Source organism: Streptomyces sp. NPDC033131 (genome assembly GCF_055578365.1).
In genome coordinates this window covers 146,652-163,076 of the sequence record NZ_JBVIPA010000021.1, presented here as the reverse complement: position 1 = coordinate 163,076, position 16,425 = coordinate 146,652, and the positions used below count along the sequence as shown (strand labels likewise).

Below are 16,425 nucleotides of genomic sequence, written 5' to 3'. Positions count from 1 at the left end.
GCAGCGTCTCCGACGCGGTCACGAACTCCCGCAGCGGATACCGCGACAGGACCGCGTCCACCTCCGGCGTCAACGCCGCCGCCAGGCGCGTCGCGACCGGCAGGGTGTCGTCGCGCAACATGTCCACGGCAGTCAGGACCGCCGTACGCTCCGGGCCCCGCGGCACGCCGGCCGCCGCCCGTTCGTACAGGTCGGCGCCCTCCTCGAGGACCAGCCCGGTGTCGATGCCGGCCGGAACCTTTATGCGCGCCGTGCGGCGCCAGGTGGTCAGCGGATCGCTCCACGCCTCGACGCGGTAGGTCCAGCGGCCCGGGGCGCCCGGGGTGACCTCGGCGCCCCAGCGATCGGTGCCGGGGGCCAGCTCCCGCATCGGCGTCCAGGGGCCGTGCCCGCCCTCCGGATCCGTCAGTACGACATTGCAGGCGACCGCGTCGTGGCCCTCGCGGAACACGGTCGCGGTGACCTCGAACGTCTCGTTCTCGACGGCCTTCGCCGGGCGCCTGCCGCACTCCACGGACGGCCGGACGTCCCGCACCGGAATGCGGCCGATCACCTGGGTCTGGTTCGAACTCATGAGTCACACCTCCGCCGTGCTCGAGGCCGGGCTCGTGGCCCGGCCGGGGATCCAAGCTGCGCCGGAAGGTGTCTACCTCCCCGCGGGGGAACGCCGGTCCGTGCTCGGCGGGCCCCGTCTGACCAGGGCCCGTGGGCCGGGCCGTTCGCTCTCCTCCTGGAGGTAGGCGACCAAGGTGGTCCGCAGATAGCGTTCGGCGGCGTCCGCGGCCTCGCGCGCGCAGCGTTTTCCCATGAGCACGCAGAGGGTGTAGCCCGAGTCCTCGAAAGTGGCGCGGATCCTGCGGTCGGCCGGGGCCGCGAGCATCCTGCGTTCCCACGCCCGATACCGTCGCAGTTGGCGGGCCACTTCGGCTTTGGCCGGCAGCAGCATGGTGCCGTTCACCTTCCAGGGGCTCGATGGCACGTCTCCCGACCGTCGGGCGGCGGCCGCGCGCGGACGCACACGGATCCGTTACGGGCATCGAGGTCTTCACACATGGTGCATGCGCAATGACTCAGCGTCTTGTTGGATCTTCAATCATCAGTGGGCCCCTCTCGCCTCGTCCGTCGCTCGTGTTGCACGAACGGCGTAGCCCACTCACTCTGTAGGTGACTCAGAAGCGATCAGTGCTCACGCTTCGTGTTCGGGGCCCATGCCCCGCAGGGGGTGAGGGGAAGCGAGAGCTTCGCCGGTGAGGAGCCAACGACGATGAAGACCGCATCGCCCTGCTACTACCACCTCGACGTGGAGGTCGGCCCGGAACGGGTCGGACAGGTCAGGCGCATCCTGGCCGCCCACCTCCGGTACTGGGACCTGGAGATCCTGGTCGAACCCGTCTGCCGCGGTACCGAGATGCTGCTGAGGGCCATCGACGAGCACGCCACCGACAAGAACACGTCGATCGAGATGTGGTGGAACGGCCAGCACCTCATCACCGCCATCGGCGAGAACGACTGCGATCTGCGCCCCCACCAGGACCTGCGCGCCTGCCTGGAACACATCGCCGCGATGAGCGACGGCTGGGGCTGCTGTGCCACCGACACCGGCAGCAAGGTCATCTGGTTCTCCCAGCGCGCCCGCGCCGGCGAACGCGTCCCCCTCGTGCCCACGACACCCTGGCCCAGCCTGCCAGAGGTGCTCCAGGTGCCCCGCGAGGTGCCGGTCGCGGCCCTGGCCGGGCCGGCGAGCACACCGGACGGCATTCTGGAGGACGCGCGGTGACCGCGCGCCGACCGCACCGGAAAGGGGTGCCCGTGTGGAGCGGGCGCCCCTATCCGTTGGGCGCGACGCACGACGGGAACGGCACCAACTTCGCCCTGTTCAGCGAGGTCGCCGAACGCGTGGAACTGGTCCTCGTCGACGACCAGGGAAAGCACCTCACGGCGGCGATGACCGAGGTCGACGGCTTCGTGTGGCACTGCTACCTGCCCGGGATCGGCCCCGGGCAGCGTTACGGCTTCCGGGTGCACGGACCCTGGCAGCCGGCCCTCGGCCACCGGTGCAATCCGGCCAAGCTGCTCCTCGATCCGTACGCCAGGGCGGTGGACGGGCAGGTCGACAACCACGCCGCGCTCTTCGAGCGAGCGGCGGACGGGCCGTCCCCGGACGACAGTGCCGGACACACCATGCTCGGCGTGGTCACCGACCCGGCCTTCGACTGGGGCGACGACCGGCCGATCGGGCGGTCGTACGCCGACAGTGTGATCTACGAGGCGCACGTACGGGGGCTCACCCGTACGCACCCCGACGTCCCTCCCGAACTCCGCGGCACCTACGCGGGGCTCGCGCACCCGGCGGTCGTCGAGCACCTGACCTCGCTCGGGGTGACCGCGGTCGAGCTGATGCCGGTGCACCAGTTCGTGCAGGACGGGGTGCTCACGGACCGCGGCCTGTCCAACTACTGGGGTTACAACACCATCGGCTTCTTCGCCCCGCACAACGACTACGCCGCCCGCGGCACCCGCGGTCAGCAGGTCACCGAGTTCAAGTCGATGGTGAAGGCGCTGCACGCGGCCGGTCTCGAAGTGATCCTCGACGTCGTCTACAACCACACCGCCGAGGGCAACGAGAAGGGCCCGACGCTGTCCTTCCGCGGCATCGACAACGCCTCGTACTACCGCCTCGTGGACGGCGACTGGAGGCACTACTACGACACCACCGGCACCGGCAACAGCCTGCTGATGCGGCACCCCTACGTCCTTCAGCTGATCATGGACTCGCTGCGGTACTGGGTCACCGAGATGCACGTCGACGGATTCCGCTTCGACCTCGCGGCCACGCTGGCCCGGCAGTTCCACGAGGTGGACCGGCTGTCGGCGTTCTTCGACCTCATCCAGCAGGACCCGGTGATCAGCCGCGTCAAGCTCATCGCCGAACCGTGGGACGTGGGCGAGGGCGGCTACCAGGTCGGCAACTTCCCGCCCCTGTGGTCGGAGTGGAACGGCAAGTACCGGGACTGCGTGCGCGACTTCTGGCGCGGCCAGCCGCACACGCTCGGCGAGTTCGCCTCCCGGCTGACCGGCTCCGCCGACCTGTACCAGCACAGCCGGCGGCGCCCGCGCGCCAGCGTCAACTTCGTCACCGCGCACGACGGGTTCACCCTGCGCGACCTCGTCTCGTACAACGACAAGCACAACGAGGCCAACGGCGAGGACAACCAGGACGGTGAGAGCACCAACCGCTCCTGGAACTGCGGCGCCGAGGGCGACACCCGCGACCCGGCCGTCCTGACGCTGCGCGCCCGCCAGCAGCGCAACTTCCTGGCCACGCTGCTGCTCTCGCAGGGCATCCCGATGCTCTGCCACGGCGACGAACTGGGCCGCAGCCAGGGCGGCAACAACAACGCCTACTGCCAGGACAACGAGGTCTCCTGGGTCGACTGGCGGCTGACCGAGGACCAGCAGGCGCTGGCCGACTTCACCCGGTACGTCATCGGACTCCGCGCCGACCACCCAGTGCTGCGACGGCGCCGCTTCTTCCGCGGCGAGACCGTGACACACGCGGGCCAGCCACTGCCCGACCTGGTGTGGCTGCTGCCGGACGCGCGCGAGATGTCCGACGAGGACTGGCAGCGCTCCGACGCGCACTCCGTCGGCGTCTTCCTCAACGGCGACGCCATCGCCGAGCCCGACGCGTGCGGGAACCGGGTGGTGGACGACTCCTTCCTGCTGCTGCTCAACGGTTACTGGGAGCCGGTGGAGTTCCGCCTGCCCGACGCCACCTACGGCGACCGCTGGACGACGCTGATCGACACCGCCGAACCCCAGGGAGCCGACGAGGCCGAGCACAAGGCCGGCACGCGCATGACGGTCGACGCGCGCAGCCTCGTCCTGCTGTCCAGGCCCTCGCGCGCCGCCCGCTGAGGCCCGGCGCGCAGCATCGAGGCCCCGGGCCGTGTGCCCGGGGCCTCGTCACGTTCGCGTCCCGCGCCGCCGCTCGTGGCCGAGTGCGGCGCTCGTGGCCGAGTGCCGGCACTCGCGCGGCAGGTCAGCGTTCGCGTCGCGAGGTCACCGTGAACTGAGCCCCGTCGGGGTCGCGCAGCCGGGCCTCCTCACTGCCCTTCGACAGGACGCTGCCGCCGTGCACCTCCGCGGCCCGCACACAGGCCGCCACGTCCGAGACCGCGAAGTGGACCTGCCAGTGCGGCCGGATCGTGGGGTCGGGAGCCGATTCCAGCGCACCGGACTCGATGCGCGCCACCACGTCGCCCCGGCTGCGCAGCACGACCTCTCCCGCCTCGTAGCGGACCTCGCAGCAGCCGGGCCGGTCCGACGCCCATTCCAGGACCTCGCCGTAGAAGATGGCGGCGTCGAAGGCGTCGCGGGTGTGGAGTTTGATGAAGGCCGGCTGCGCCTCGCGCCAGCTCTCCCAGTTGGCGACGAGTTCCCCCTCCCAGATGCCGAAGGCGGCCCCGTCCCGGTCGGCGAGCAGTGCCGCCCGCCCGGGCGGGAAGGACAGCGGTCCCACCGCCGTCGTGCCACCGCGCTCCTGGGCTCGCGCCGCGGCCTCGTCCGCGCTGGGCACGGCGAAGTACGGCGTCCAGGCGACCGCCATCTGCCACATGGAGGCGACCGCGGCGATCCCGGCCACCGGTGTGCCGTCGGCCAGCGCGACCCGGAAGCGGTCGCCGAGCTTCGCCGGCTGCCACTCCCAGCCCAGCACGGCTCCGTAGAACTCCTCCGTGGCCTGCTGGTCGCGGCTGGTCAGGCTCACCCAGCAGGGCGCGCCGAACACGGAATGCGTGGACCGGACGGTCTTGGTGGCGCTGGGTGGTCGCGTGTCGTGGTTCATGGTGTTCGCGTCCTGCTCTCGTCGGCCGGGGCCACAGGTCTCGTCCCAGTGTCCGGCCGGAAGCGCTCGGGGCGCATGCCGAGTACCCCCGTGGCGCCACCGAAACGGTGGCCGGTCCGCGTCGCGCCCGGTGGCGTGGGGCCGGGCGGGTGTCAGGATGAAGACGTGTCAGCCGAACCGGACGAATCAGCCGCCGAGTCGGACCGCATCTTCGAGCTGCAGGAAGAGATCGACCAGCTCAAGGAGGCGGTCGCCTCGCACGCCGTCGTCGACCAGGCGATCGGCATGGTCGTCGCGCTCGGCAGGGTCACGCCCGACCAGGGGTGGGAAGTGCTGAAGGACGTCTCGCAGCACACCAACATCAAGCTGCGCAATGTCGCCGAACTGATCCTCCTGTGGGGGCGGGCCGGGACCATGCCCCCGGAGATCCGCGCGGAGCTCGAGGAGGCCCTGGACCGCTACGGCCCCACGCAGATTCCGGGAGCGCCGCCGGAGTGACGGCGGCGTCTCACCTGGCCTCGGTGAGGATCTCCTCGCGCAGCCGGTCGAAGCAGCTGCTGAGCAGCCGGGAGACGTGCATCTGCGAGATACCGAGCTGGTCCGCGATGCTGCTCTGCGTCATGCCCCGGAAGAAGCGCAGGTAGAGGATGGTCCGCTCGCGCTCGGGAAGTGCTTCCAGGCAGGGCCGCACGGCCACCCGGTCGACGACGGTGTCGAAGGCGGGGTCCGGGCCGCCGATCGCGTCACCCAGGGCGTAACCCTCGGTGCCGGGCATCTCGGCCTCCAGCGACAGCGCGGTGAAGCACTCCAGGGCCTCCATCCCGGTGCGCGCCTCTTCTTCGCTCATGTGTGCGAACTCCGCCAGTTCGGCCAGCGTCGGGCCCCGGCCCGGGGACGTCTGCGACATCTCCTTCGCGGCCTGGCGCACCCGGTTGCGCAGGTCCTGTACGCGGCGGGGCACGTGCAGGGTCCACATGTGGTCCCTGAAGTGCCGCTTGATCTCGCCGGTGATGGTCGGCACGGCGTACGCCTCGAAGGCGCAGCCCCGCTCGGGGTCGTAGTGGTCGACGGCCTTGACGAGGCCGAGGGCGGCCACCTGGTACAGGTCCTCCAGGGACTCGCCGCGGCCCCGGAAGCGGACGGCGATCCGCTCGGCCATCGGCAGCCAGGTCTCGACCAGTTCGTCGCGGAGCGTCTTGCGTTCCGGGCCGGGGGGCAGGTCGGTGAGCCGCAGGAAGTCGGCGGCGGTGTCGGGGGCGTCGTCGTGCGGGTGCGGCTTCGTTCTGCCAGTGACAGGCATGGTGCGCGCCTCCCTCAGCAGGTGCTGGATGGACAGAACCGTGGGGGCGCGGGCTCGGACCTCGCGGAGACCACCCGGGGCCGGAAGGGGCGGCTCCCACGGACGTGCCTCCTGTCCGAAGCACTGAAATGCGGATTCCCGCGGGCGTCCGGTCCGAAACAATTCCGGCTAATTCCGCCGAGTGCGTGCGACAGCGTGATGGTGAAATGTTGAAAAGGGGACGGGATTTACCTGGGGAAGGAACTTTCTGAAATCGACGGAATTCGTTGAGTGATATCCGCAGCCGGGATATCCCCCTGACTGCACGTTCTTGACCAGCGTTTGGGTCAGTTACCTCTGCTACAGAGGTAATGTCCGTGGTGTGGAACCAGAGACCTTCACCGAGGAGCTGGCCGACGCACTCGTCGGCGTCCAGCGGCTCATCCGGCGCCGACTGCGCCGGGACATGCCCGACCCCCGGCTGCGGGGCGCGGAGGCGGAGCTGCTGCGTCTCGTCGTGGATCGGCCCGGCATCGGGATCTCGGACGCCGCCAGGGAGCTGTGTCTGGCGGGCAACTCGGTCTCGACGCTGGTCAACCAGCTGGTCCGGCAGGGCTACCTGGTCCGCGAGACGCACCCGGCCGACCGCCGGGCGGCACGGCTGCTGCCCACCGCCGCGGCCGAGACCCGGCTGGACGAGTGGCGCAGGCGGCGCACCGACCTCGTACGACGCCAGGTGTCCCGTCTCGACGTGGCGGACCGGGAAGCACTGCACGCGGCGATCCCGGCGCTGCGCAAGCTCGCCGTCAACCTGCGCGAGGAGGCCGGGGAGTCATGACACGGGACGCTCAGGGAGCGGTCGACTGCACCCGGCTCGCCTATTCCTTCGGTGAGACGAACGCGGTGGACGGGCTCGAACTGTCGGTGGCGCCGGGCGAGGTCTTCGGGCTGCTCGGACCCAACGGCGCCGGAAAGACCACCGCCATCCGCTGCATCACCACCCTGCTGCCCGTTCCCGCCGGGATGGTCCACGTCTTCGGCCGTGACGCCGCCAAGGAGGCCATGGCCGTACGACGCCTGCTGGGCTATGTGCCGCAGCAGCTGTCCGCCGACGCGGGCCTCACCGGCCGGGAGAACGTCGTCCTGTTCGCCCGGGTGTTCGACGTCCCCCGCCGCGAGCGCGCCGAGCGCGTCGCACAGGCCATGGCCGCGGTCGACCTCACCGGCGCCGCCGACCGGCTCGCCGGCACCTACTCCGGCGGCATGATCCGCCGCCTCGAACTCGCGCAGGCCCTGGTCAGCGCGCCCCGGCTGCTGATCCTCGACGAACCGACCATCGGCCTGGACCCGATCGCCCGCACCGACGTGTGGGCACACATCAACGCCGTCCGCGCGGCCACCGGCATGACGGTCCTGGTGACCACCCACCACATGGACGAGGCCGACCACTACTGCGACCGGGTCGGCCTGATGCACCGCGGCCGCATCCGGGCCCTCGGCACCCCGGCCGAACTGCGGCAGGGACTCGGCGAGCGCCGGGGCGCCAAGGCAACCGATCCGCTGCCCACCCTCGAGGACGTCTTCCGTGACGTCGCCGGCAGCGGTCTCGACGACCAGTCAGGAGGGTTCCGCGATGTCCGAAGCACCCGCCGCACCGCAGGCCGTGTCGGCTGACCGCGCCCGCGAGGCCGGCATCGGCCTGCTGGTGAGCCCGCCCGAGCCCCGCGCGGGCTGGCGGCTGCTGCCGACCCGGGTCGTGGCGATGTGCGCCGTCGAACTGCAGAAGCTGCGTCACGACCGCACCGAGCTGTACACCCGGGCGGTCCAGCCGGCCCTGTGGCTGCTGATCTTCGGCCAGACCTTCACCCGCATCAAGGCGATCCCCACCGACGGCATCCCCTACCTCGACTACCTCGCGCCCGGCATCATCGCCCAGTCCGCGATGTTCATCGCCATCTTCTACGGCATCCAGATCATCTGGGAGCGGGACGCCGGCGTACTGAACAAGCTTCTCGTCACACCGACCCCACGCTCGGCGCTGATCACCGGCAAGGCCTTCGCGGCGGGCGTGAAGTCGCTGATCCAGGCGGTCGTGGTCATCGTCATCGCCGCCCTGCTGGGCGTGGCGCTCACCTGGAACCCGCTCAAGCTGCTGGGCGTCGCGGCGGTCGTGATCCTCGGATCCGTCTTCTTCTCCTGTCTGTCGATGACCATCGCCGGCATCGTGCTCAGCCGTGACCGGCTGATGGGCATCGGCCAGGCGATCACCATGCCGTTGTTCTTCGGCTCCAACGCCCTCTACCCCGTGTCCCTCATGCCCGGCTGGCTCCAGGCGGTCAGTACGGTCAACCCCCTGAGCCACCAGGTGGACGCTCTGCGCGGCCTCCTCATCGGTACGCCCGCGCACCTGACGCTCGACTTCGCGGTGCTGATCGTGGCCGCCGCGCTCGGCATCGCCGCGGCCTCGTCGCTCCTGGGGAGGCTGGCCCGTTGACCGGCGTCCGGAAAGTGATGTGCGGCACGCGCGGGAATCCGGCCGTCCGACCGGTCGGCGGATTCTTCCTGCGCACGGCTTGATCACTGATCAAGGGGACGAATTCGCTGGCCACAGCGCATTCTGCTCATTTGACAGTGTGCAGAGCGCACAGATAGGAAGCAGCTCTCTGAGGTCGAGAGGTGGATTGTGTACGAGCCGAACGTGGTCGGGGACTGGCAGGAGTACGACGAGCATGCCGGTCTGCGTGTCCGCGTCCATCGTCTGGAGGCGGCCGAGCCGCCGCGCGGACGGGACGACGCCGCCGAAGGGCTGACGTACTTCCGGGTCCGCGTCACCGTCGAGAACCGCGGCAGCCTGCACTCCACCATTCATCTGGAGGACGGCCAGATCGACGTGCGCATCGGCCCCGACGGGGAGAGCGCGTTCATCGACTGGCGCAATTCGCAGTTCATCGAGGGCTTCGACGTCTATCCGCTGCGCAGGGCGACCGCCGTGCTGTACGCGGCCGGCCCGGAGGCGTCTTTGAGCCAGGTGGACGTCCAGGTCCAGCTGCGGGTCGATGACGACTGGGCCGACCGCCGACTGTGGGCGGGCGGCATCGGGCTGGACGAGCAGGCCGTCGGCACCGGCGCGGTGCGCGACGGCCTCGCCTGCCAGGTGAGCAACTTCCTGCGGGACCAGGCCGAAGAGGGCACCGCCTGACGGGCGGGCCCGCCGCTCAGTGCGGAATGCCGTCGATGATCTCGCGGGCGCCCTGACGCAGCAGCGCCACGGCGACCGAGGTGCCGAGCGTCGCCGGGTCGAGGCGGCCCGCCCATTCGTGGGCGTTCAGCCGGGTCTTGCCGTCCGGGGTGAAGACGCAGGCGCGGAGGGACAGCTCGCCGCCGCGGTCCACGCGCGCGTACCCGGCGATCGGGCTGTTGCAGTGCCCCTGCAGGACGTGCAGGAACATGCGCTCCGCGGTCGCCTCGCGATGGGTGTCCGGATCGCCGAGCGCGCTCACCGCGTCGATGATCTCGGTGTCGCCCTCCCGGCACTGCAGGGCGAGGATGCCCGCGCCGATCGGCGGCATCATCGTCTCGGGGGAGAGGACCTCGCTGATCACGCCCCGGCGGTCGATGCGTTCCAGGCCGGACACCGCGAGCAGGAGCGCGTCCGCCTCTCCGGCCGCCAGCTTCTCCAGCCGCCGGTTGGCGTTGCCGCGGAACGGTACGCACTCCAGTTGCGGGTGGGTGGCGGCCAGTTGCGCGACCCGGCGCACCGACGAGGTGCCGATCCGGGTCCTGGCCGGGAGCTCGTCGAGGGTGAGGCCGCCGGGGTGGACGAGGGCGTCGCGGATGTCGTCCCGCTTCAGGAACGCGGCGAACGTCGTGCCCGCCGGGAGCGGCCGGTCGGCGGGCACGTCCTTGACGCAGTGCACCGCGAGATCCGCCTCGCCGGCCAGCAACGCGGCGTCCACCTCCTTGGTGAACGCCCCCTTGCCCTCGACCATGGACAGATCGCCCATCCACTTGTCACCGGTCGTCTTCACCGGCACGACCTCGGTGCGCACTCCGGGGTACAGGGCTTCCAACTCGGTGCGGACTCGCTCCACTTGGGCGAGCGCCATGGGCGAGTCGCGGGAGACGACACGGATCAGTTCGGGCACGGACATACGGCCACGATAGACCCTCGCGGCGGTGCCTCTGCGCCGCACCGGCCGACTGAACCCGGCCGGCAGACGGGCCGGCCCGGCGTGCCGTGTGCGGGCAGCGCCGGGCCGGCGGACGTCTCGAACGGTCAGGCGTTGGGGTCGAAGGCGATTCCGGACGGTTTGGCCGAGGACAGCGCGGAGGCGAAGTTGCCGTCCTTGAGAGCGAAGTTGGCGCTGCCGAAGTCGTACGCGCTCAGCTTGTCGCGCAGCCCCGACGGGTAGCCGTTCCAGCCGACCAGCGGCGGGTACTGCCAGGTGCCCTTGTGGTTCTCCGGCGGTTCGTCCGCCGAGTTCGCGAGGCGGAAGCAGTGCGTGCTGACGCCGTCCTTGTGGTAGACGATCTTGGCGTGCGTGCCGTCGAAGCGGACCCCGGACGCCGCGGTCACGGTGAACGAGCCGTGGTTGGACGTCGAGACGTACTGCACCTGGTTGTTCTGCACCCACACCACGACGTGCTCCCAGTCGTGACGGTGGCCGCCGATGCTGCTGCCGGCGATGGCCTGGTCCTTCTCGAAGTACAGGCCGTAGATGTAGGCGCACCAGCCGTTGTTGCACTTGGAGCGCGAGTAGCTGTTGGTGTTGTCGAGGTCCGAGGCGTCGCGGCAGCTGCCGTTGAGGGCGCCGGTCGGGTTGAGGCCGCCGTTGACCGTGCCGTCGGGACCGATGGCCGGAGTGGGGTAGCAGCCGTCGGTGTCGTAGTCGAAGGCCGGCTGGTACGTCTTCTCGGCGGCTTCGGCGTTGGCGGGCAAGGCCGTCGGCGGTGCCGCGAAGGCGGCGGTGGGGAAGGCGACGACGAGCGCGGCGGCGCCGGCCAGGCCGGTGAGCCATCTCCGGCGGTGTGCCTTGAACGACGGTGACGACACTGCGTCCTCCTCTGGTCCGGGCGCAGCCCAACGGCTGTGGGGGAAAGGGAGGTTCAGCTTCCCCGCTTTTCATGTCCACGCCAAGGGGTCGCAGGCGACTCTCCGGTGACGGCCGCCCCAACAGTTGGACCTTGACGGGGTGTCAGACGAGGTCGTCCGGCAGGTCGGCCGCCGACTCCTCGGGAGCGAGGTCCGGCCTGAGCCGCAGCCAGGACGGCTGGCGCAGCATCCCGGCACGGGTACGGGTGCTGTAGCGGACCTCGCCGACCAGCCGGGGCAGCACCCAGCGCGCACCGGGCACCCGCGGCACGGGGTCGAAGGGGCACACGTCCGTCGCGGCGGTGTGCAGCAGCGCGGCGAGTTGCTCCCGCTCCGTCTCGCTCCAGCCGGTGCCCACACCGCCGACGTACCGCAGGCGTCCGGCGGCGCGCTGGCCGACCAGGACGGCGCCGGGCAGACCGGTGAGCCGTCCCTTGCCGGGCAGCCAGCCGCCCACGACGACGTCCTCGCTGCGCATGTTCCGGATCTTGATCCAGGCACGGGAGCGCACACCGGGCTCGTACACCGAGTCCAGCCGCTTGCAGACCAGGCCCTCCAGGCCGTGCTCACGCGTGGCCCGCAGGGCCTGTTCCCCGCGGCCGACGAGCGCGGCCGGGGTCGACCAGTAGGGCCCGGCCAGACCCAGCTCCTCCAGTCGCGCCCGCCGCCGCACGTAGGACAGGCCCAGCAGCGAGCGCTGCCCGAGGTGCAGCACGTCGAACAGCACGAGGTGGACGGGGACCTCCGCCGCCCGGCGCGCCGCTCTGCCGGGAGCCTGCACCAACCCCATCCGGGACTGGAGCAACTGGAAGTCGCCGCGGCCCTGTTCGTCCAGGGCCAGGACCTCCCCGTCCAGCACGGCCGGGGTGGCGCCGAGCGCGTGGCCCAGCGCCAGCAGCTCGGGGTAGGCGACGGTGACGACCTCCCCGGACCGGGCCCGCAGCACCACGCTGCCGTCACCGGGGAGGTAGACCACCACCCGCTGGCCGTCCTGTTTGGTCTCGTACGCCCACCGCGCGTCCTGCGCGGCGGGCGGCAGGGTGCCGGGCGTGGCGAGCATGGGAGGGATCAGCGGGAGGCTCACGGGTCAGTTGTCGACCGGACCGGCCACCGCCACGCGCCCTCCCCGCAGGGTTCCCCTGAACGGCCGCCGACCGCGGACCACCGGTCCGTGGACGGCGCAACGGCCTTGGGCGCCCCGCAGCCGGGTCGCGTCTCCGGCGGCGAACGGGAGCAGCAGGCGGGCGGCGGGGCTGAGCGGGTCGGGCTGCCAGGGGTGGTCGAGGAGTCCGGGAACAGGGCCGACGTCAGCAGCAGGGTGAGCGCGGCGCTGGGAGAGCGGGCCGTCCCGCGGCCGGTGGCGACGGCCGGCCGGTAGAGCGCCGGCATGAGCGGCCCCGGCAGCAGCGGTGTGAGCAGATGGCCGGGCGTGGCGGCACCGGCCGCGCACAGGGCGGTCACGGCGACGGCGGTACGAGGACGGCTGCGCCGCCAGAACAGCGCGGCGCCGGACACGGTCGCGAGGGCGACGTGGGGCCCATGGCGCAGCGCGTCCGTCACGGTGTCGACGTGCGGACGTGGTCGTCGGCGTAGCGCTGCGAGGGGGAGCTCATCGGGTTCTCCGGTCGGTGTCCAGGAGCCATGGCGGGCGATGCCCGACGCGACGACGGCGATGGGCCGCCGGTGTCCTGCGACACGGGCGACCCTCATGAGGGGAGCGGTCAGGCGCCGGCGGCCTCCCGTTCGGCCGGGCGCGTGGACGCCCTGCCCGCTCGGCCCCGCCGGCACGGACGTACGGCCATGGGACGGAGGTCCCCCCACCCGGTGCCGGCCACCTCCCCCAGCCTTCCCGGACCCGGCCGTCAGGTCGTCGTGCGCCTGCCGCCAAGCGGACTACTGAGAACGCGGTACGGGCGGGATGCGTGTCCTCCTCGGGCAGGACGGCACGGACGGTGATGCGGCGGCCCCTCTCGCCCGCGGCGGGCCCGAATCTGCCGCAGGCCGGGGGCAGCCGGTCCGGTGGGGTCGGCCGCGCGCCCTCACTTCACCGAGGGTGCGCCCGCCGTCGGTTCCGCGGCCGAGGGCGCCGACGCGGCCGTGATCCCGGGCCGCCGGCCGGGGATGAACGAGGCGATCGCGAAGGCGAGGAGGGCGGCGCCCGCGCCGATGGCCATGACGGTCTTGAAGCCGTCCTCGGAGGGAAGGGCGTAGCCGCCGAGGCTGATGGTCATCTGGGAGAGGATGACGCCCGCGATGGCGCTCGCCACCGACGTACCGATGGACCGCATGAGGGTGTTGAGGCTGTTCGCCGCGGCCGTCTCGCTCGCGGACACCGCGCCCATGATCAGGGCGGGCATCGAGCCGTACGTGAAGCCGATGCCGGCGCCGATCACGCAGGAGACCATCACCAGGTGCCAGACCTCGGACATCAGCACGACGTTCAGGCCGTACCCGCAGGCCACGATCACCGCACCGATCATCAGCGTCACCTTCGGCCCCCTGGCCTTGGAGACCGCGGCGGAGACCGGGGCGGTCGCCATCATCACCAGGCCGGAGGGGGCCATCACCAGACCGGCGGTCAGCAGGGACCTGCCGAGGCCGTAGCCGGTCTGCTCGGGCAGCTGGAGCAGCTGCGGCAGCACCAGGGACATCGCGAACATGGAGAACCCGATCGCGATCGAGGCGAGGTTGGTCACCAGCACCTGGCGGCGGGCCGTGGTGCGCAGGTCCACCAGGGGCTGCGCGGTGCGCAGTTCGAAGACGCCCCAGGCGAGCAGGACGAGCACGGCGCCGGCGAACAGGCCGAGCGTGGTGCCGCTCGTCCAGCCCCAGTCGGCGCCCTTGGAGATCGCCAGCAGCAGACAGACCAGACCCGTCGCCATGCCGAGTGCGCCGACCACGTCGAAGCGGCCGCCGGTGCGCACCTGCGACTCCGGGACCAGGGAGACGACGAGCGCGAAGGCGATCACGCCCATCACGGCGGAGGCCCAGAACAGCATGTGCCAGTCGAAGTTGTCGGCTATCAGCGCGGCCGTGGGCAGGCCCAGGGCGCCGCCCACCCCGAGGGAGGCGCTCATCAGCGCGGTCGAGCCGGCCAGCCGCTCGGCGGGCAGTTCGTCGCGCATGATGCTGATGCCGAGCGGCACGACGCCGGAGGCCAGCCCCTGCAGCGCCCGGCCGACGATCATCGGCACCAGCGCGTCGCTGAGGGCGCAGACCACCGAGCCCGTCACCAGCAGCACGATGCTGACCAGCAGCAGGCGGCGCTTGCCGAACATGTCGCCGAGCCGGCCGACCACCGGGGTGGCCACGGCCGCGGCGAGCAGAGTCGCGGTGACCGCCCACGCGGTGTCGGACGCCGGCGCGTCCAGGAGCCTCGGCAGCTCGGGGACGATCGGGATGACCAGGGTCTGCATCAGCGAGACGACGATTCCGGCGAAGGCCAGCACCGCCACCACGGCGTTCGGCCTCGGCGGGGCGCCGCTCCCCGCGTCGGCGGGTTCGGCGAGGGCGTCGGACATGCGGGGCCTCCGGAGGGTGTCAGGGAGAGGTCTCGGCCAGAATTAAATCAGGTGCTTGACTTACTTTAGGGCTTCGCCTGCCTGCGTAGGCTTCCGTCCGAGGAGCCGCCACTCGGGCGGTGGATCCGCGGCGGCTCGGGGGACTGGCCGTCACGGAGAGGTGCCAAGTCCCGGTGCGGTGGTGATGGTGGTCATGGCGGGCGGGGCGGTACGGGCCGAACAGGTCAGCGCGACACGGGAGTTGATCCTTACCGCGGCGGAGCGGCTGTTCGCCGAGCGGGGCGTGTACGCGGTGTCCAACCGTCAGGTCAGCGAGGCCGCCGGGCAGGGCAACAACGCCGCGGTCGGCTACCACTTCGGCACCAAGGCCGACCTGGTGCGGGCGATCATCCGCAAACGCGCGGCCGCGGTCGAGGAGATCCGCGCCCGGCTGCTGGCCGAGACCGGCGACTCCGCCGACGTGCGCGACTGGGTGGGGTGCCTGGTGCGCCCGGTTCCCGAACACCTCGCGGCGCTCGGCAGTCCCACCTGGTACGCCCGGTTCTGCGCACAGGTGATGACCGACCCGGCGCTGCGGCCGATCATGGTGGAGGAGTCGCTGTCCTCGCCGTCCCTGCTGCGGATCGTCGAAGGGCTCAGCCGGTGTCTGCCGGAGCTGCCCGCCGAGGTCCGCGCCGAACGCGGCGACATGGCCCGCCATCTCATCGTGCACATGTCCGCCGAACGCGAGCGGGCCCTCGCCGAGAACGCCCCCACGCCCCGGGTCACCTGGCAGGACGCCGCGACCGGCCTCGTCGACGCGGTCGCCGGAATGTGGCTGGCGCCGATCACGCCCCGTTCCTGACCTGGCGTACGTCCAGTCCGTGGGCCGTCCTGGATTAGTTGAGTTAGGCAAGCAGGGCGGTAGGGTGGGCGCATGTACGGCAGCACCCGTGAGAAACCGCCGCTCGCCCGCGGGGCCGGTCAGCACCTCCTGGTCGTCGTCGGTGAACCGGACGTCGCCGAACTGCTGTCCACCACCCTGGAGTTGGCGGGATACCGGATCGGCGTGGCCGGCTCCGGACCCGAGGCGCTGGCGCGGCTCGGCGCGGGTCGGTTCGACCTCGTGGTCCTCGACGCGGCGCTGCCGGACCTGGAGGGCCTCGGCCGCGACCGGCCGGTCCTCGCCCACCGCCCGCCGGTGCTCCTGCTGACCGCGTACGACTCCCTGGACCGGCTCGTGCCCGAACTGGACCTGGGGGAACGGGACTACGTCACCAAGCCCTTCCGGATGGCCGAGGTCCTGGCCCGCGTCCAGATCCTGCTGCGCGGCACCCGCACCGGCCCCGGCCGTCCGCGGGGCGGTGCGCTCGGCTACCGCGACCTGGTCCTGGACGACACCCTGTGCGAGGCGCGCCGCGGCACCCGGACGCTCGGCCTCACGCCCGCCGAGTACCGGCTGCTGAGCCATCTCCTGGCCAACGCGCACCGGGTGCTGTCCAAGGAGCAGATCGGCCGGTACGTCTGGGGCGACCACCGCGGCGACAACGCCATCGAGCAACTGGTCTCACGGCTCCGCCGCAAGGTGGACAAGGAGGCTCCCGTGCTGATCCACACGCGCCGGGGTTTCGGCTACTGGCTGGGGCGCGCCGACGCCGACGGCTGACTGTCCGTCAAGGGGGGATCGGCCCGCCAACTCACCTGGCTT

18 protein-coding genes are annotated in these 16,425 nt (G+C 71.5%); 9 read left to right on the top strand and 9 right to left on the bottom strand.

All coding sequences use genetic code 11. The features are described 5' to 3' along the window. Together ACZ5XS_RS25910 and ACZ5XS_RS25905 are read right to left on the bottom strand one after the other, a co-directional pair. Positions 1-574: maltotransferase domain-containing protein (locus ACZ5XS_RS25910; RefSeq protein ID WP_468655107.1), on the bottom strand; the 574-nt coding region annotated here is incomplete at its 3' end. Positions 575-646: 72 nt separating this feature from the next. After that, on the bottom strand, positions 647-946 hold the full coding sequence (locus ACZ5XS_RS25905; protein ID WP_217236254.1) for a DUF5133 domain-containing protein: 300 nt from the start codon (positions 944-946) through the stop codon (positions 647-649). 318 nt (positions 947-1,264) lie between these two features. Between ACZ5XS_RS25905 and ACZ5XS_RS25900 the strand changes: the two genes are divergently transcribed. Together ACZ5XS_RS25900 and glgX are read left to right on the top strand one after the other, a co-directional pair. Next, the gene (locus ACZ5XS_RS25900; protein WP_468655105.1) at positions 1,265-1,777 is read left to right on the top strand and encodes a pep a2; all 513 of its coding nucleotides are present in this window, start codon (positions 1,265-1,267) and stop codon (positions 1,775-1,777) included. Next, positions 1,774-3,918 (top strand): glycogen debranching protein GlgX, encoded by a 2,145-nt coding sequence (gene glgX / locus ACZ5XS_RS25895; protein ID WP_468655103.1) that lies wholly within the window; start codon positions 1,774-1,776, stop codon positions 3,916-3,918. Before ACZ5XS_RS25900 ends, glgX begins: the two co-directional genes overlap by 4 nt. 124 nt (positions 3,919-4,042) lie before the next feature. Here glgX and ACZ5XS_RS25890 read toward each other — a convergent pair whose 3' ends face one another. Further along, positions 4,043-4,846 (bottom strand): VOC family protein, encoded by an 804-nt coding sequence (locus ACZ5XS_RS25890; RefSeq protein ID WP_468655101.1) that lies wholly within the window; start codon positions 4,844-4,846, stop codon positions 4,043-4,045. A gap of 165 nt (positions 4,847-5,011) precedes the next feature. Here ACZ5XS_RS25890 and ACZ5XS_RS25885 point away from each other — a divergent pair, with 165 nt between their 5' ends. Next, on the top strand, positions 5,012-5,344 hold the full coding sequence (locus ACZ5XS_RS25885; RefSeq protein WP_468655099.1) for an ANTAR domain-containing protein: 333 nt from the start codon (positions 5,012-5,014) through the stop codon (positions 5,342-5,344). A 10-nt stretch (positions 5,345-5,354) separates the two neighbouring features. On the opposite strand, the gene ACZ5XS_RS25880 is transcribed toward ACZ5XS_RS25885, so the two are convergent. Then, entirely contained in the window at positions 5,355-6,146 is a 792-nt protein-coding gene (locus ACZ5XS_RS25880) for an RNA polymerase sigma factor SigF (RefSeq protein ID WP_468655097.1), read from the bottom strand. A gap of 361 nt (positions 6,147-6,507) precedes the next feature. Between ACZ5XS_RS25880 and ACZ5XS_RS25875 the strand changes: the two genes are divergently transcribed. The 4 genes from ACZ5XS_RS25875 (at position 6,508) to ACZ5XS_RS25860 (ending at position 9,324) form a co-directional block, all read left to right on the top strand. Next, entirely contained in the window at positions 6,508-6,963 is a 456-nt protein-coding gene (locus ACZ5XS_RS25875; RefSeq protein ID WP_468655095.1) for a MarR family winged helix-turn-helix transcriptional regulator, read from the top strand. Beyond that, on the top strand, positions 6,960-7,799 hold the full coding sequence (locus ACZ5XS_RS25870; protein ID WP_468655093.1) for an ABC transporter ATP-binding protein: 840 nt from the start codon (positions 6,960-6,962) through the stop codon (positions 7,797-7,799). Before ACZ5XS_RS25875 ends, ACZ5XS_RS25870 begins: the two co-directional genes overlap by 4 nt. Beyond that, on the top strand, positions 7,759-8,619 hold the full coding sequence (locus ACZ5XS_RS25865; RefSeq protein ID WP_468655091.1) for an ABC transporter permease: 861 nt from the start codon (positions 7,759-7,761) through the stop codon (positions 8,617-8,619). The genes ACZ5XS_RS25870 and ACZ5XS_RS25865 overlap by 41 nt, the downstream gene beginning before the upstream one ends. A gap of 189 nt (positions 8,620-8,808) precedes the next feature. Beyond that, positions 8,809-9,324: a hypothetical protein gene (locus ACZ5XS_RS25860; RefSeq protein ID WP_468655089.1), complete on the top strand. Its 516-nt coding sequence runs from the start codon at positions 8,809-8,811 to the stop codon at positions 9,322-9,324. A gap of 16 nt (positions 9,325-9,340) precedes the next feature. On the opposite strand, the gene hemC is transcribed toward ACZ5XS_RS25860, so the two are convergent. The 5 genes from hemC to ACZ5XS_RS25835 all read right to left on the bottom strand — a co-directional run bounded on the left by hemC (position 9,341) and on the right by ACZ5XS_RS25835 (position 14,738). Beyond that, positions 9,341-10,276: a hydroxymethylbilane synthase gene (gene hemC, locus ACZ5XS_RS25855; RefSeq protein ID WP_468655087.1), complete on the bottom strand. Its 936-nt coding sequence runs from the start codon at positions 10,274-10,276 to the stop codon at positions 9,341-9,343. A 125-nt stretch (positions 10,277-10,401) separates the two neighbouring features. Then, complete coding sequence (locus ACZ5XS_RS25850; protein WP_468655085.1) at positions 10,402-11,178, bottom strand: NPP1 family protein; 777 nt, start codon at positions 11,176-11,178, stop codon at positions 10,402-10,404. A 142-nt stretch (positions 11,179-11,320) separates the two neighbouring features. Then, positions 11,321-12,301, bottom strand: a complete 981-nt coding sequence (locus ACZ5XS_RS25845) for an ATP-dependent DNA ligase (RefSeq protein WP_468655083.1) — start codon at positions 12,299-12,301, stop codon at positions 11,321-11,323. Further along, positions 12,298-12,927: a hypothetical protein gene (locus ACZ5XS_RS25840; RefSeq protein ID WP_468655081.1), complete on the bottom strand. Its 630-nt coding sequence runs from the start codon at positions 12,925-12,927 to the stop codon at positions 12,298-12,300. The genes ACZ5XS_RS25845 and ACZ5XS_RS25840 overlap by 4 nt, the downstream gene beginning before the upstream one ends. A gap of 329 nt (positions 12,928-13,256) precedes the next feature. Further along, positions 13,257-14,738 carry an MFS transporter gene (locus tag ACZ5XS_RS25835; RefSeq protein WP_468655079.1) on the bottom strand — a complete coding sequence of 494 codons (1,482 nt, stop codon included), beginning with the start codon at positions 14,736-14,738 and terminating at the stop codon, positions 13,257-13,259. A 184-nt stretch (positions 14,739-14,922) separates the two neighbouring features. Here ACZ5XS_RS25835 and ACZ5XS_RS25830 point away from each other — a divergent pair, with 184 nt between their 5' ends. Then, positions 14,923-15,582, top strand: coding sequence for a TetR/AcrR family transcriptional regulator (locus tag ACZ5XS_RS25830; protein ID WP_468655124.1), 660 nt, complete (start codon positions 14,923-14,925; stop codon positions 15,580-15,582). Positions 15,583-15,654: 72 nt separating this feature from the next. Then, positions 15,655-16,383, top strand: a complete 729-nt coding sequence (locus ACZ5XS_RS25825) for a response regulator transcription factor (protein ID WP_468655077.1) — start codon at positions 15,655-15,657, stop codon at positions 16,381-16,383. The last annotated feature ends 42 nt before the right edge of the window (positions 16,384-16,425 follow it).